Source organism: Chloroflexota bacterium, assembly GCA_020850535.1.
Classification (GTDB): Bacteria; Chloroflexota; UBA6077; order UBA6077; family JACCZL01; genus JADZEM01.
In genome coordinates this window covers 1-15245 of record JADZEM010000113.1, presented here as the reverse complement: position 1 = coordinate 15245, position 15245 = coordinate 1, and the positions used below count along the sequence as shown (strand labels likewise).

The window sequence follows — 15245 nt, the reverse complement described above, 5'->3', positions numbered from 1 at the left end:
ATCACGGCGCCGTGAAGGCATGCTACTCGCCGGCGCTCGCGAGGCGGCCCATCGTGCGGGCGTAGCGCAGGCTCACGACGTAGAACACCAGGGCCAGCGTCAGCGCCACAGCGCTGCCGACCATCCCCACGATCAGCTCGGTCGGGTTCGGGGCGCCGGCCGAGGCCGCCCTGATCGCCTCGAAGACGTGGGTCGGCGGCAGCAGGCCAGCCACGATCTGCAGGCTGGGATGGAGGACGTTCAGCGGGTAGACGGCGCACACCAGCGGCTGGAAGAGGATCGCGAAGCTCCAGGCCAGCACGTCCACCTGCCGCCCGAAGCGGAGGATCAGCCCGACCGTCACCAGGCCCATCGACCAGCCGAACATCACCAGCGCCGGCATCGCGCCGATCAGCGTCGGGCCGATCTGCCACAGCCCGAACCCGTAGAAGAGGTACGCCAGCACCGAGACGGCGGTTGCCGCGAGCGTCACCTTGATCGTGCCGACGAGCGCCGACGCCAGGAAGTACTCGAGCGGGTGCAGCGGCGAGGCGAAGATGTTGGGCAGGTTCTGCGACCAGCTTTCTTCGAGAAAGGCGATGGCCAGGTCTTCCTGCGCCCGGTGGAGCATCGTCCAGAGGATCATCCCGCCGATCAGCAGGCTCGGCGCGAAGACCGCCCCCGACTGGGTCAGCAGGTACTGGGTCACCAGCCCCCACAGCACCACCTCCAGGATCGGCCAGTAGAAGACCTCGAAGAGGCGCGGCATCGAGTGGCGCAGCGTCAGCCACTGGCGCAGCGCGATGCCCAGCACCCGGCGCAGGCGAATCTCAGGCATGGGGTCACTCCGCCCAGCGGCCACGGGCCAGGATCAGGAACAGGTCTTCGAGCGTCGGGTGGCGCAGCTCCAGTCCGTCCAGCCCGACCGCGTTCTGGGCGCCGGCCACCAGTGCAGCGGCGTGCGCCTCGTCGTCGGCCTCGGCGCGGAGCCACCCTTCCGTGGCTTCGGCGGTGAAGCCGGCGGCGAGTGCGTCCGGCAGCGGACTGCGCGGCCGAACCCGCACCAGCACCCTGCCTGCCTGGCGGGCCAGCTCGCGTGGCTCGCCGTCGAGCACGGCCCGCCCCTGGTTGATGAACACCACCCGCGAGCAGTGCCGCTCGACCTCCGCGAGGTTGTGGCTCGTCCAGAGCAGGGTGCGCCCGCCGGCGGCGTACTCGGCAAGGTCGGCGCGGACGCGGTCCGCCGTCTCCGGATCGAGGCTGGCGGTCGGCTCGTCCAGCAGCAGGATGTCAGGGTCCGGCAAGAGGGCCTTCGCCAGGACGACGCGGGTGCGCTGGCCGGCCGACAGGTGCCAGACCTTGCGCGAGGCAAGCTGGCGAAGGTCGAGCCGGTCCAGCAGCCGGTCGATGCGCGCGCCGGCGTCCGGCACCTCGTACAGATGCCCGAAGACGCGCAGGTTCTCGACGACGGTGAGGTCGCGTGGCAGGCCGGCGTAGGCCGACGCGAAATTGATCCGGCGCAGCACCCGCGAGCGCGCGACAGCCAGGTCTTCCCCAAACAGCTCGACGCGCCCGGCGCTCGGCGAGATCAGCCCCAGGATCAGGTTGACCGTCGTGGTCTTGCCCGCGCCGTTCGGCCCCAATAGCCCCACGACCTCGCCTCTGCGGACGGCAAGGTTCAGACCGCTGAGCGCCGTCACGTCGCCAAACCGCTTGGTCAGATCGACGGTCTTGAGCTGGATCTCCGCATCGTCGGGCATGCGAACGGTTGTACTGGGGCCAACCGCGCCGCTGCCACGCCGGCCGGCTCGCGCTCCCCTATACTCCTGAGACGGCGACGACGCCGGCCCCTCACCCGCCGCCCACCTGGGAGCGTAGTCTGATCACCCGTCCCCTGCATGTGCTGATCGCGTCCGGGACGTTCCACCCGGAGAGCGGCGGCCCACCGACCTACCTCCTGCGACTCGGGCGTGAGTTGATGGCGCGCGGGCACCGCCTGACCGTCGTCACCTATGGCGACGAGCCGGCCGATCCCCCGCGCCGCTACCCGTACCCGGTGTACCGTGTGCCGCGCGGCCTGCCGACGGCGGCGAAGCTCGCGCTGTTCGCCCGCGAGGTCTGGCGGCATGGCCGCCGCGCCGACCTGCTCTTCGTCAACGACTACGGCCTGCCGGCGGCCGTCGCCAACCTGGCGCTCGGCAAGCCGCTCGTGATGAAGATCGTGGGCGATTTCGCCTGGGAGTACGCCGTGCGGCACGGCCTGGTGTCTCCGGATGAGCCGTTCGACCGCTTCCAGGCAGCCCGCTACGGCCCGAAGGTCGAGGCGTTGCGCCGCATGCAGGCCGGCTACGTCAGGGCCGCCGACCGGGTCATCGTGCCGAGCAGCTTCGTCAAGTGGTACGTCGAAGGCTGGGGCGCGGACCCCGCGCGTGTCAGGGTCGTGCAGAACGCCGTGGACAACCCCACCGCCGGCCTCGCCGGGGACCGTGCGACCATCAGGGCTGGGCTCGACGTCGGGCCGGACGAGCGGGTGGTGCTGGTGGTGGCCCGCCTGACCGTCTGGAAGGGCGTCGACACCGTCATGGCGGCGCTCGGACAGCTCGGCGGCGACCTCGGGCGACGGGCGCGGCTGGTGGTCGTCGGGGACGGGCCAGACCGCGCTCGTCTGGAAGGGCTGGCCTCGGCATTGCCGCCCGGGACCGTGCGGCTGCTGGGTGAGCTGCCGCACGCTGAGGTCGGCCGCTGGATGGCCGCCGCCGACGCGCTTGCGCTGCTCTCCGGCTACGAGGGGCTGTCGCACGTCCTGCTCGAAGCGATGGCGGCCGGACTGCCCGTGCTGGTGTCTGATGTGGGCGGGAACCGCGCCCTGGTGACCGACCAGCACGATGGGCTCGCCGTGCCGTACGGCGACGTGGCGGCCACGACATCAGCCTTGTGCGAGCTGCTCTCCGATGGGGCGACCGCGCAGACCATTCGACGGAACGCCCTGGCCGGAGCGGCCGAGCGCACCGTCTCGCGGATGGTCGATCGGACGCTCGGCGTGTTCCTGGAGGCGCTCGACCGCGATCCTGACGCCGAGGTGGCGTGGAGGGCCGGCCGGTGAGGCTGCTGCTGATCACGCCGAAGGTCGATCCGACCGACAACCTGTTCGGGCACGTCAACGGCTGGGCGGCGGCGCTGGCGCAGCGGGTGGAGCGTCTGTACGTGGTGGCGCTCTGGCCCGGGCAGCCCGACCTGCCGGCCAACGTCCGTTTCGCGACGCTCGGCAAGGCCGCCGAGAACGCCGCGGCCGGAACGCTTTCCGAGCGGGTTGGCTGGCTGTTGCGGCTCCAGCGGATCGTGGCGCGGCTGGCGGCCCGGCACGAGATCGACGCCGTGCTGGCACACATGGGGCCGGTCTTCGCGGCGGCCGCCGCGCCGATTGCCCGCCTGTCCGGCATCCCCACCTACCTCTGGTACGCGCACGGGCACGTCAGCCCGATACTGCGCCTGGCGCATGCGCTGGTGCGTGGCGTCGGAACCTCCACGCCGGAGGGGTTCAGGATCGCCAGCCCGAAGGTCACGATCACCGGCCAGGGGATCGACCTCGCGCGGTTCCGCCCCGCTGCCGCGCCTCCTGCCGCCGAACGCCTGCTCTCGGTGGGCCGCTTCTCGCCGATCAAGAGCTACGAGACGGTGCTGGAGGCCGTGGCCCACCCGCTGCTGGCCCCGCACGCCGATCTGGCCGTCGAGCTGGTCGGCGGCGTCCATTCGGCGTCCGAGGCGGCCTACCTGGATAGCCTGCGCGACCGCGCGCGGCTGCTGGGGCTGGCGGATCGCGTGCAGTTCGTGGACGGCCTGCCGTACGCTCAGATCGTGCCAACCTATCAGCGCGCCACCCTCTTCGCGACGGCGAGCGCCACCGGCAGCATGGACAAGGTCGTGCTGGAGGCGGCGGCGTGCGGCCTGCCGCCGCTGGTCTGCAACCCGGCCTTCCGCGAGCTGTTCGGGGCAGCCTGGGCCGATCTCAGCTTCGGTGGCCGCGACGACGCCGCCGGCCTGAGCACGCGGCTGGCCTCGTGGCTCGGACGCAGCCTCGCCGAACGCCGCGAGGCCGCCCTGATCCTGCGCGAGCGGATCGGGCACGAGCACAGCGTGGAGCACTGGGCCGACGCCGTCGTCGGGATGATCGAGCGGGGGCGGGTGGCATGACCGGCGGCAGCCCTGGTGAACCGGCCGGCCGGCTGGTCTACGTTGGCGGCTTCGACTTCCCGACGCCCCAGGCCCGGGGCATTCAGACGCTGCACACGGCCCACGCGCTGGCGCGGGCTGGCTGGGGCGTGCGACTGCTGGCCCAGAAGCCCGAGCGGCCCGCCGGAACGGTGGCCGACGCGCTGGCCGGCTACGGTCTGACGCCGCATCCGCGCCTGCGGATCGTGTCGGTGCCGGTGGCGCGCATCGACCGCCTGTCCTGGATCGAGATTCACAAGCGGCTGGCCGTCACGAACTGGTCGTATGCATTGGCCTGCGTGGCCGACGTGCTGCGGCTCAAGCAGCGCCCGACCGCCATCGTCACCCGCGATCCGCGCCTCGCCTGGATCTTCCTGCGGACGAAGCCGCTGCACGGCCGGCCGGTGGTCTACGAGGTTCACGAGATCTTCTCGACGGCCCCCCGCGAGAATCGGAGCCTCGACCCGGCCGAGCTGAAGGGCGTCTCGGAGCGCACGCGGGCGCTGGAGGCGAGCGTCTTCGCCGAGGCGGACCTGCTGTTGCCGCTGACCCAGGCCTGCGCCGACATCGTCGAGTACAGCTATCGCCTGCCGACGGCCCGTATCGCCGTCGTTCCCGACGCCACCACCCCACCGAGCGGTCCGCTGCCGCCGCGTCCATCCGACACGCGCGAGATCGTGTACGCCGGCCAGTTGTACCGTTGGAAGGGCGTCGACACGCTGCTGGACGCCATGACCGAGCTGCCCGGCGCGCGGCTCACGGTCTACGGCGGGCGCGGGCCCGGCGATCCTGACCTGCACGTTGCCCAGGCGAAGGCCGCGCAGGTTGGCGTGGCCGACCGGGTCACGTTCGCCGGCTTCGTGCCGCACGCCGAGGTGCGCCGGCGGATCGCCGGGGCCGGAGCGGCCATCCTGCCGCTGCCCGACAACCTGATGGCCCGTTACTTCACCTCGCCGCTGAAGCTGTTCGACTACATGGCGGCCGGGACGCCCATCGTGGCGTCCGATCTCCAGAGCGTCGGCGAGGTGCTGACAGACGGCGACAACGCCCTGCTGGCGCCGCCCGAGGATCCGCCGGCGCTGGCCGCGGCGGTGCGTCGGCTGCTGGCGAATCCAGGCCTGGCCGACCGGCTCCGGCGGACGGCCTACGAGCAGGTGCAGGCGTTCACCTGGGACGCCCGCGCGGCGCGGATCATCCAGGCGCTCGGGCGGCTGACCGACGACCCACTGGTTGCGCCGCCGCACGGTGAGGCGATCTGATGCGCATCCTCTATCTCGGCAGCACCGATCTGCCGCAGACCAAGGCCCGCGCCATCCAGATCGTTCACACCTGCCATGCGCTGGCGCGGGCTGGAGCAGAGATCACGCTGGTGGGCGGACGGCGCGGCGAGGGCGGGTCGGCCCACGCCCTCGCGCAGTACGGGCTGCAGCCGCACCCCGGTCTGCGCCTGCTGCGCGTGCCGATCCTCCGGATCCCGCCAGACGCCCCGCGTTGGGTGCTGGCCCAGTTTACGCGGGTCTGGCAGGCGAGCTACCTGGCCGGGCTTGCTGCCGCGTTGCCGTGCGAGATCGCGCGGCGACGGCCAGACGTGATCTTCGCGCGAGACTTGCGGACGGCCCGGCTGGCGGCCGGCCCGGCGCAGGCCATCGGCGCGAAACTGGCGTTTGAGGTCCACGGGCTGCCGAGCTACGAGGTGGCGCACGGGGCTGGCCGCGCCAACCTGCCACTCAGCGAGGCGGCGCGGTTGCGCGCCCTTGAGGATGCTGTCTTCGGGCGGGCTGACCGCATCATCACCATCACCGAGTGCGCGCGGCAGATCCTGCAGGACGAGTACGGGATGCCGCCGGAGCGCGTCCGCACCGTGGCCGACGGCACGACGGTCCGGGCAGCGACGCCCCCCTCCCGCTCCGCGGGCGCTTCACACGTGGCCGGCGAGGGCCGTCCGTCCCGACCGAGCATCTACTACGTCGGGCAGCTCTACCCGTGGAAGGGCGCTGACCTTGTGGTGGAGGTCGCGGCGCGCGTCCCGGATGCCGAGGTCGCGATTGTTGGCGGGCAGACCAACTGGACCCGTGAGGATCCAGACATCGCGTTGCTGGCCGCCCGCGCCGACGAGCTTGGCGTCCGCGAGCGGGTCAACCTGCGCGGCCACGTCCCCTACGACCGCGTGCCCGAGGTCTTGTCCGAAGCGACCGTCGCCCTGCTGCCGCTGCCAGACGAGCCGGTCGCGCGGCTGTTCACCTCTCCCCTGAAGCTGTTCGACTACATGGCGGCCGGCGTCCCGATTGTCGCGTCCGACCTGCCATCCCTGCGCGAGGTGCTGCGCCACGGTGAGAACGCCCTGCTGGCGACGCCCGGCGATCCCGAGGCGTTCGCGGCGGCGGTCAAACTCCTGATCGCCGAGCCTGACCTGGCGGCGCGGCTCGGGCGGCAGGCGCAGGCTGACGTGTTGGGGTACTCCTGGGACGCCCGCGCCGAGGCCTTGCTCGACTTCCTGGCCGAGCCGGCCCGTCTCCCCGGCTGGAGCGTCCCTCCTCGATGAGCCGACCGCTGCGTGTCCTGGTGGTGACCTGGGAGCTTCAGCCCGATTCTGGCTGGGGACGGTACAGCCTGGGGCTGGTGCGTGGGCTGCTGGAACAGGGCCACCGCTTGACCATCCTGACCACCCGCGACACCAAGGCCCCGCCGCTCGACGCGGCGGTGATCCCCTGCCTCAGCACGCCACTCGGGGCGCTCGACCGGCCGCTGCCGTTCGCCTGGAACCTCGCCCAGGTCTTTCGCCATGCGCCCGGCCACGACCTGGTGCACTTCTTCGTGGAGCCGTTCGCGCTGGCGGCGTCGGGCCTGTTCCCCTGGCCGTACCTGATCACCGTCCACGGAACCTACGGCGTCTCGCCGTTCCGCATGAACGCCGTGACGCGGACGCTGTTCGCGCGGACGCTGAAGCGGGCCGCCTCGGTGGTCTGCGTCAGCGGCTACACGAAGCGGCGGGTCCACGAGGTGCTGCCGCTGGACAACCTCGACGTGGTGACGAACGGCTTCGAGCCGATCCGCCCGCCAGCGCAGCAGTACCCGGGCAAGATCGCAGGCGACCCGGTCCTGATGGGGTCGGGGGCGCTGAAGCCGCGCAAGGGGTATCACACGGTCCTCGAGGCGATCCCTCGGGTCCGCGAGCGCTACCCCAACGTGCACTACTACCTCGTCGGGGATGACCGGGATCGAAAGTACGTGTCGGGGCTGCGCCAGACCATCGAACGGCTCGGCCTCGAACGAAACGCCACCATCACCGGCCGCATCGACGAGGCGTACCTGGATGCGCTCTACCGTCGAGCCGACGCCTTCGTGCTGCCGTCCGAGAACAGCGGGGCGGCGTTCGAGGGATTCGGTCTGGCCTACATCGAGGCGAACGCCTACGGGAAGCCGGTCGTCGGGACGCTCGACTGCGGCGCAGAGGACGCCATCGACGACGGTGACAACGGACTGCTGGTCCCACAACGCGATCCTGACGCGTTGGCCAGGGCCATCCTGCGGCTGCTGGACGATCCTGCCGCTGCCCATGCGATGGGCGAGCGCGGCCGCCGACGCTCGAACGGCCGCGACTGGAGCCACGTCGTCGGCGAGTACCTGGCGATCTACGAGCGGGCGTTGAGCCGGCCATGAGGAGCGCCCTTCACCTGAGTCACGCCCCCCACCCCCCGCCCCGCGGCGGGGCGGGGGGTGGGGGGCGCTGCTCCGTGGGCCTCACATGCAGCGCCTGAACGCCTTCATCGCCGCGCTCGGCGGCGGCGGGTTCGTCCGACCGCTCCTGAAGCTGCTGGTCGGGTCGCTCGGCCTCAGCGCGATCTCGTTCGCGGCCTCGGTGCTGCTGGCGCGGACGCTCGGGCCGGCCGCCTACGGCGCGTACACCCTGGTCATGTCGGCCGGGACGACCATCGGGCTGCTGCGGCGGCTCGGGCAGGACTACGCCGCCACGACGCAGCTTGCCGAGGGCCACAGCGTCGGGGATCGGCGCAAGTGCCGCGACGCCCTGGTCTTCTACGTCTTCATGAGCGTGGCAACCTCGGTGGTCGTGCTGCCGCCCGCCCTGTTGCTCGCGCCGTGGCTCGGCATCCTCTTCTTCGGCGACACCGACCTGACCGTGCCGTTGCAGCTCTACCTCGTGCAGGGGTTCTGGGCCGTCATCCCTGGCTGGACTGTCATCGCGCTGCAGGCGTCGCGGCGGATGGGCCAGTTGGTGATGCTCGAGAACGTCAGCAGCCTTGCCACGGCCATCCTGCCCGTCAGCTTCGCGCTGGCCGGCTTCGGGATCGTCGGAGTCTTCACGGGGCAGGTCGTCGCCAGCCTGCTGGCGGTCGGGATCGGGTACGTCCTCTACCAGCGGCTGGTCGCCCACGATCCGCTCTTCCCGACTGTCGGCGAGCTGCTGGCTGGCACGGTCCGCCCGGGCCTCCCGATCTGGCCGAACACGCGCTTCGGCCTCTCCATCGCCTTCGACAAGAACCTCGTCTCGCTGTACAACCTTCTCCCGATCCTCCTGCTCGCGCAGTTTGTGGCCGACGAGCAGGTTGGGCAGCTTCGGGTAGCCTTGAGCTACATGGTGATTCCGTCCGTGCTGCTGACGCCGATCTCGCGCCTGCTGATGGTCGATATCCCACGCCTGCGCGCCTCGCAGCCGGAGCGCGTGCGGCCGGCGTTCCTGCGCCTGACGCTGCTCGGGTGGGCGGCCTCGGCGGCGCTGGCGCTGCCGTTCGCGGCCATCTCGTGGGTGCTGATCCCCTTGCTCTACGGCCAGGGCTACGCCGAGGCCCCGCTGCTGACGCTGCCGCTCCTGCTGGACGCGGCCACCCTCGGGCTGGGCATCGCGGCCGGCCCGATCTTTCGCACCTACGACCGCACCGACCTCCCGATCCGCACCAGCATCGTGATCCTGATGCTCGGTATCCCCGCGACCTACCTCCTGGCACAGTCTTCGGGACCGCACGGGGCGGCGCTGGCCTACGCCGGCATGATCCTGGCCTCGCGGCTGGTCAGCTACGCCCAGTGCCTGCGGATCATCCCGCGCGCGGCGGTGGCCGCATGAGCCTGGGCGCGCGGCCCCGTCTGCTCTTCATGGCCGACGCCTTCGATATGAGCGGCGGCGGCGAGATCGTGGTGGATCACCTGGCGCGGGCCATCGGGGATCGCTGGGACGTGACCGTCCTGACCACCACCCGTGGCGCGGACGCCGTCCAGCAGAGCGAGGTGTTGACCGTCCACCAGTTGCACTCGCAGTACCATCCCCGGCTGCGGCCGGTGATGTCGTTCATGAACCCGACGCTGAGCAGGCGAGTCGGTCGGTTCCTGGCGGAGCTTCGGCCGGACGTCATTCACGCCTGGAACGTCCACAGCCACCTGTCCTACGATGCGCTGCGGCTGGCGCATCGTGCCGGCGCGCGGGTCGTCCACACGTACCAGGACGCGCAGCCGTTCTGCTACAGCAAGTACAAGTGCTGGCTCGATCCGAATGCCCCCCTCCCCAAGCACCCGGACTACCGCGCCAATCCGCGCGCCTGCCGAAGCTGCAAGGTCCACTTCTGGACCTTTCCGCCGCGCGCGCCGCTGATTCGGACGTGGCTGCACCGCTACGTAGACGTTGGCGTCTCGGTGAGTGGCGAGCTTGCCGAAGCGCTGCGCCAGAACGGCGTCACCGTCCACGGGGTCGTGCCGAACGGCCTGCCGCTGCACGATCCAGCCGTCACCGGCGCAGACGGCACGCGTGCCCGCGCACGCCACGGCTGGGGCGGCGAGCCGCTGCTGGTGACGGGCGGCCGGCTGCACTTCTTCAAGGGCCAGAATCAGGCGGTGGATGCCTTCGCGCGGGTGGCGGCCCAGCACCCGACCGCCCGGCTCGTCATCCTCGGCGGCCAGGGCTGGTACCGCGACACCCTGGAGGAACGGGCGGCTGGCCTCGGCCTGCGAGACCGGGTCAGCTTCCCCGGCTTTCTCGACCGTGCGGCGTACCATGATGTCCTGGCGGCGTCGTCGGCGTTCCTGAACCTCTCGACGTATCTCGACCCGTTCCCGACTGTGAACCTCGAATCGATGGCGCTGGGAGTGCCCGTCGTGGCGACAAGGCTTGGCGGCACCCCGGAGGCGATCCTCGACGGCGAGACCGGCCTGCTGGTCAACCCGTTCGACATCGAGCGGGTGGCCGACGCCGCGCTGCGCCTGCTGTGCGACGATGCGCTGCGCTCGCGCCTGGGCGCGGGTGGCCGCGCGCGGGTCCGCGAGCACTACACCGTCGAGCAGATGGCGGCCCGCTACGAGGCGATCTACCGAGGCGAGTCTTCGATGAGCGAGCCGTCATGAGCGGGCCATTGCACGTGTTCCGCGCGCAGTGGCCCACGACGCCTGAAGCCTCGGCCACCTGGGAGCGGCTCCGGCAGGCTGCTCCCACCGAGACGCTGTTCCTGACCCCCGAATGGCTCCAGGGCTGGCATCGGCACCTGGGGACCGGCCAGCCGCTCCTGTTCGCGGTGGCCGACGGCGACGAGACGGTGGCGCTGGCCCCCATCGAGCGAAGCTGGGTCGGCGGCTTCTCGGCACTCCGGCCGCTCGGGCTGGGCGTCTCTGACTACACCGACCTGCTGCTGCCGCCTGCGTCAGACCGTGCCCAGGCCGCCGTCGAGGCGCTGGCCGATGCCTTGATCGAGCGCGGCGGCGCCTGGGATGTGCTCGACCTGCGTGGCTTGCCGGCCGAGTCGGCCACCGCCGACCTGTTGATGGCGGTGGCCGAGCGGCGCGGCATGCGGGGCGCCGCGATGCCCGGCTACGCCCGGCCCGAGATCGCCCTGGATGGAACGTACGATCAGTACCTCAGCTCGCGGCCGGGGCGCTTCCGCTACAACCTGCGCTCGCGGCTGCGACGCCTCGGCGAGCGGGGTGAGGTCTGCTTCCGCCGCGTCTCGGACCCTGAAGACGTGCCGAGCGCGCTCACGATCCTGGCCGAACTCCACGCCAGGCGCTGGCGCGGCCAGCACACCGCCACGATCTTCTCGTCGTCGTCCGCCGCGCGCCGCTTCTACGCCGAGGTCTGCGCCCAGTACGCCGCCCGCGACCTTCTCGACCTGACCCTGCTGGAGGTCGGCGGCCGGGCGGTCGGCGGCAGCCTCGGGTTCGTGGACGGCGACACGTTCTACTACTACATCCCGGCCTGGGAGCCAGAGCTTGCGTCGCTCGCGCCGAGCAGCCTGCTCCTGGCGAATCTGGTGGAGGGAGCGTACGCGCGCGGCCTGAAGCGCTTCGACTTCATGCTGGGCGACGAGCCGTACAAGGCGCGCTGGGCCACCGGCGAGCGCCAGACCCTCAATCTCGTGATCGGCGCGCCGACGCTGCGCGGGCAGGCGGCGTTCGCGGCGCTGGTCGGGGCGCAGAAGGCCCGCCGCCGGGCGCGGTCGTCGCCGCTGCTCCAGCGGGCGCGTCGGCACTGGCTCGGCCGCGCGAAGCAGTTGATCGGCCGATGATGGGCGTCCCGTGACCTATCTGCCGCCCGATCCGCCGCTCACTGTCGCCGACCTGCCCGGACTGCTGCGGTCCGCCCCGCTGCCGGAGCAGTTCTACGCCAGCGGCCGGGCCGCGCTGCTGGCCGGTCTGCGGGCGCTCGGCGTCGGGCCGGGCGATGAGGTGCTGCTGCCAGCGTACCTCTGCGAGTCGGTGATCACCCCGGTCGAGGCGGTTGGGGCACGGCCCACGTTCTACCCGGTCGGGCGCGGCCTCGAGGTGGACCCTGACGCTGTCGAAGCCGCCCTCACCGAGCGGACCCGAGCGGTGGTCATCATCCACTATCTGGGGTTTCCCGGGCCGGTCCAGGCGCTCCGCGACCTCTGCGACCGTCGTGGGCTGGCCCTGGTCGAGGACTGCGCCCACGCGCTCTACAGTCGGCTGGGGGACCGCGACCTCGGCTCCTGGGGCGACCTTGCCATCTTCAGCCCGTGGAAGTCCTTGCCGCTGCCGGACGGCGGCCTGCTGCGGGTCAATCGACCCGATCTCATGGCGACGGCGCCAGCCACGGGTCCGGCCGCCCGGCGCGTCGCGTTCAGGCTCGCCTACCGGGCGCTCGGCAGCGTCGAGCAGCTTCTCGGCTGGTCGCCGCGCACCCGGCTGCTTCGGCGACAGTCGCTCCGCGCCAGCATGCATCAGCAGGTCAGCGCCGGCCCGGTCGACGAGCAGGCTGGCTCGGAGGCGGCGTGGCGGCTGCTCCAGGCTGCCCGTCCCGCCTTCGTGGTCGGCCGGCGGCGACGCCATTTCGCGCGGCTGCTGGCGGCGTGCCACAATCTCGCCTGGGCGACCCCCGTGTTCACCGAGCTTCCAGAGGGCGTCTGTCCGCTGGGCTTGCCGCTGGCGGCCGAAGACCGCGACCATTGGCGTGACATCCTGCTCGGGCGGGGCGTCAACGTGCGAACATACTGGGAACACTTGCCGCCGGCTGTCGATACCGCACACTTTCCCGAGGCGGCCTGGCTCCGAGATCGGATACTCGTGCTGCCGGTACACCAGGGTCTGACCAACGAGGGCGTCGAGTGGCTTGCGCGGCTGCTCCAGTCGCTCGGCAAACGGACGTGACATGCAACGATCGCTGATCGTAAACGCCGACGAGCTCGGCCTGACCGAGGGCATCAACGAGGGCATCATCGAGGTCCATGCCCACGGCATCGTGACCTCCACTACGATGGTCGCGAACTTCTGGGCGTTCGACCACGCCGTTTCGCTCTCGCGGAAGTACCCGGGCCTCGCCGTTGGCGTGCATCTCAACCTGACCCACGGCATGCCGATCCTCCCGCAGGACCGCGTGCACACCCTGGTGGACGAGAACGGCTACTTCTTCCGCCGCCGGCCGTTCCTCCAGCGGCTGATCATGGGCCAGATCAGCATGATCCAGGTCTACGAGGAGTTTCGGGCGCAGGTGGACAAGGTGATCGCGGCCGGCATCGAGCCGAGTCACCTGGACAGCCACGAGAGCGTCTACATGTACCCCGATCTCTTCTTCAAGGTCGTGGGGCCGGTCGCGCGGCACTATCGTCTGCCGATCCGCCTTCAGCAGGAGCGGATGGATCGGGAGATGTTCTCGGACGGCAGCGCCTACACGAAGTACATCCGCAGCGAGGCGTTCTGGAAGAACCACGTCATGTCGGCGCTGGCGCACCGCTACCGGGCGTTCCTCAAGCGCCACCAGGTGATGACGACGGACCACTTCCTCTCGACCTTCAGCTGCCTGCGCCGCTACCCGAACGACCTGACCGGCGGCCTCGCGCGTGACCTCCGCGAGCTGCAGCCCGGCACCACCGAGCTGATGGTGCATCCCGGGTTCAGCGACAGCCGCCTGGAGGAGATGCTCGACGGCGGACAGGTGGCGGCCCGCTGGCGCGAGGAAGAGGTCCGCGTGCTGGCCGACGACGATCTGCGCGCCCTCCTGAACGAGCTGAAGGTGGAGCTGATCTCCTATCGCGAGCTTGCCAGCCGGCAGCTTGCAGATGGCTCGCTGGTCATGGCGCACGCGTGACAGCTGGTCTGTCCGGCGGGCCGGTGGCTGACCGGCCCGCGCGGGTGCTGCATATCCTGTCGGGCGGGACCATCGGCGGCTGCGAGCAGCACGTGCTGGCCCTGCTCTCGCGACTCGACCGTCGGCGCTTCGAGCCGTGGCTGGCCTGCTTCGAGGCCGAGCCCGACGCGGCCACCCCGATGCTGCCGATGTTCCGCGCGGCCGGGGTGCGGGTGATCGATCTCAAGGCGACGCGGCGCACGGACCCGGCCGCGATCTGGCGGCTGGGCCGGCTGCTGCGGCGGGGCCAGTTCGACATCGTGCACGCCCACTCGTTCCGGACCGAATTGGCCGCCGTGTGCTGGTCGAAGCTGGCCGGCCTCGCGCCGAGGGTGGTCCGGTCCGTCCACAACATGGACGACTACTACGTCCATCCGCGCTACAGCCCGCTGCTGCGGGCCTCGGCCTGTGGCCTGGACCGGATCGTGGCGATCTCGGACGCCGTGGCCGACTACCTTCGCACGGACGGCGGCCTGCCGCCCGAGAAGATCGTCCGCATCTACTACGGCATCGACCCGAGCCCGTACCGTCCCGACGCCCCGCCGCCGTCGCGCCGCGCTGGCGGCGACCCGCCCGGTGAGAGCGATCGCCCGACCATCGGCGTGGTGGCGAGGTTAGCCCCGCAGAAGGGTCACCGGGTGCTGTTCGACGCGCTGCCGCAGATTGCGGCGGCCGTCCCGGGCGTGCATGCGCGGCTGGTCGGCCACGAAGAGCTGAGCACCGTCGCCGAGCTTCGGCAGGCGGCGTGCGAGCGCGGCGTCGATCACCTGGTCACGTTCGAGGGGTTCCGCTCGGACATCGCGAATGTCATGGCGGATCTGGATGTGTTCGTGCTGCCCTCGTTGTGGGAGGGCTTTGGGCTGGTGCTGGTGGAGGCGATGGCGGCGGGCCGGCCGGTCGTCGCCTCGGCGGTCGGCCCGATCCCTGAGATCGTGGTGGACGGCGTGACCGGGCTGCTGGTGCCGCCCGGCGACCCTGTGGCCCTGGCCGAGGCGATCACGCGCCTGCTCCGCGATCCTGAGCTGGCGGCGGCGTACGGTCGGGCTGGGCGGGCGCGCGTCGAGCAGGAGCTGCGGCTCGACACGATGGTCGAACGCATGGAAGCCCTCTACGACGAGCTGCTGGGCCGGGACGCGCTGTGACGCTGGTCGCCGCTCACCCCCCGCCCGGGGTTGCCCCTCACCCCCCGCCGAGGTGAGCAGGGCGATTGCATGTTCGTCCGTGTTCCCGAAGCGCGACTAGACGAGCGGTCGGGGACTGAAGTCCCCGCCTACAGTCACGCCGTCGCTGCGCGACGGCCGCCGGGAACGGCTGGGGCTGGCGAGCCTGGAGCGTCGCGCAGCGACTGCAGGATGGTAGGCGGGGCTTTCAAGCCCCGACGCGGCGGCACGACGACATCAACATACGATTGCACTGGTAGCAGCATCAGGGTGATTGCATGTTCGTCCGTGTTCCCGAAGCGCGACTAGACGAGCGGTCG

At 71.2% G+C, this 15245-nt stretch carries 13 protein-coding genes; 11 read left to right on the top strand and 2 right to left on the bottom strand.

Annotation, left to right across the window (positions count from 1 at the left end):
* Window positions 1-22: 22 nt before the first annotated feature.
* Window positions 23-817: an ABC transporter permease gene (locus tag IT306_15465; GenBank protein MCC7369825.1), complete on the bottom strand. Its 795-nt coding sequence runs from the start codon at window positions 815-817 to the stop codon at window positions 23-25.
* Between the two features lie 4 nt (window positions 818-821).
* On the bottom strand, window positions 822-1739 hold the full coding sequence (locus tag IT306_15460) for an ABC transporter ATP-binding protein (GenBank protein ID MCC7369824.1): 918 nt from the start codon (window positions 1737-1739) through the stop codon (window positions 822-824).
* An 8-nt stretch (window positions 1740-1747) separates the two neighbouring features.
* On the opposite strand from IT306_15460, the gene IT306_15455 reads away from it, so the two are divergent.
* From IT306_15455 to IT306_15405, 11 genes are all read left to right on the top strand, one after another.
* Window positions 1748-3082, top strand: a complete 1335-nt coding sequence (locus IT306_15455) for a glycosyltransferase family 4 protein (GenBank protein MCC7369823.1) — start codon at window positions 1748-1750, stop codon at window positions 3080-3082.
* Window positions 3079-4170: a glycosyltransferase family 4 protein gene (locus tag IT306_15450; protein ID MCC7369822.1), complete on the top strand. Its 1092-nt coding sequence runs from the start codon at window positions 3079-3081 to the stop codon at window positions 4168-4170. Before IT306_15455 ends, IT306_15450 begins: the two co-directional genes overlap by 4 nt.
* On the top strand, window positions 4167-5447 hold the full coding sequence (locus tag IT306_15445; protein MCC7369821.1) for a glycosyltransferase family 4 protein: 1281 nt from the start codon (window positions 4167-4169) through the stop codon (window positions 5445-5447). The genes IT306_15450 and IT306_15445 overlap by 4 nt, the downstream gene beginning before the upstream one ends.
* Complete coding sequence (locus IT306_15440; protein MCC7369820.1) at window positions 5447-6730, top strand: glycosyltransferase family 4 protein; 1284 nt, start codon at window positions 5447-5449, stop codon at window positions 6728-6730. The genes IT306_15445 and IT306_15440 overlap by 1 nt, the downstream gene beginning before the upstream one ends.
* A complete protein-coding gene (locus IT306_15435) occupies window positions 6727-7848 on the top strand; it encodes a glycosyltransferase family 4 protein (protein MCC7369819.1) in 1122 nt (373 codons plus the stop codon). The genes IT306_15440 and IT306_15435 overlap by 4 nt, the downstream gene beginning before the upstream one ends.
* Before the next feature lie 85 nt (window positions 7849-7933).
* Window positions 7934-9268, top strand: a complete 1335-nt coding sequence (locus IT306_15430) for an oligosaccharide flippase family protein (protein ID MCC7369818.1) — start codon at window positions 7934-7936, stop codon at window positions 9266-9268.
* On the top strand, window positions 9265-10536 hold the full coding sequence (locus IT306_15425) for a glycosyltransferase family 4 protein (protein MCC7369817.1): 1272 nt from the start codon (window positions 9265-9267) through the stop codon (window positions 10534-10536). Before IT306_15430 ends, IT306_15425 begins: the two co-directional genes overlap by 4 nt.
* On the top strand, window positions 10533-11690 hold the full coding sequence (locus IT306_15420; GenBank protein MCC7369816.1) for a GNAT family N-acetyltransferase: 1158 nt from the start codon (window positions 10533-10535) through the stop codon (window positions 11688-11690). The genes IT306_15425 and IT306_15420 overlap by 4 nt, the downstream gene beginning before the upstream one ends.
* 10 nt (window positions 11691-11700) lie before the next feature.
* Complete coding sequence (locus tag IT306_15415) at window positions 11701-12789, top strand: DegT/DnrJ/EryC1/StrS aminotransferase family protein (GenBank protein MCC7369815.1); 1089 nt, start codon at window positions 11701-11703, stop codon at window positions 12787-12789.
* Window position 12790: 1 nt separating this feature from the next.
* Window positions 12791-13726 carry a ChbG/HpnK family deacetylase gene (locus IT306_15410; protein ID MCC7369814.1) on the top strand — a complete coding sequence of 312 codons (936 nt, stop codon included), beginning with the start codon at window positions 12791-12793 and terminating at the stop codon, window positions 13724-13726.
* 23 nt (window positions 13727-13749) lie between these two features.
* Window positions 13750-14907: a glycosyltransferase family 4 protein gene (locus IT306_15405; GenBank protein ID MCC7369813.1), complete on the top strand. Its 1158-nt coding sequence runs from the start codon at window positions 13750-13752 to the stop codon at window positions 14905-14907.
* Window positions 14908-15245: the final 338 nt, after the last annotated feature.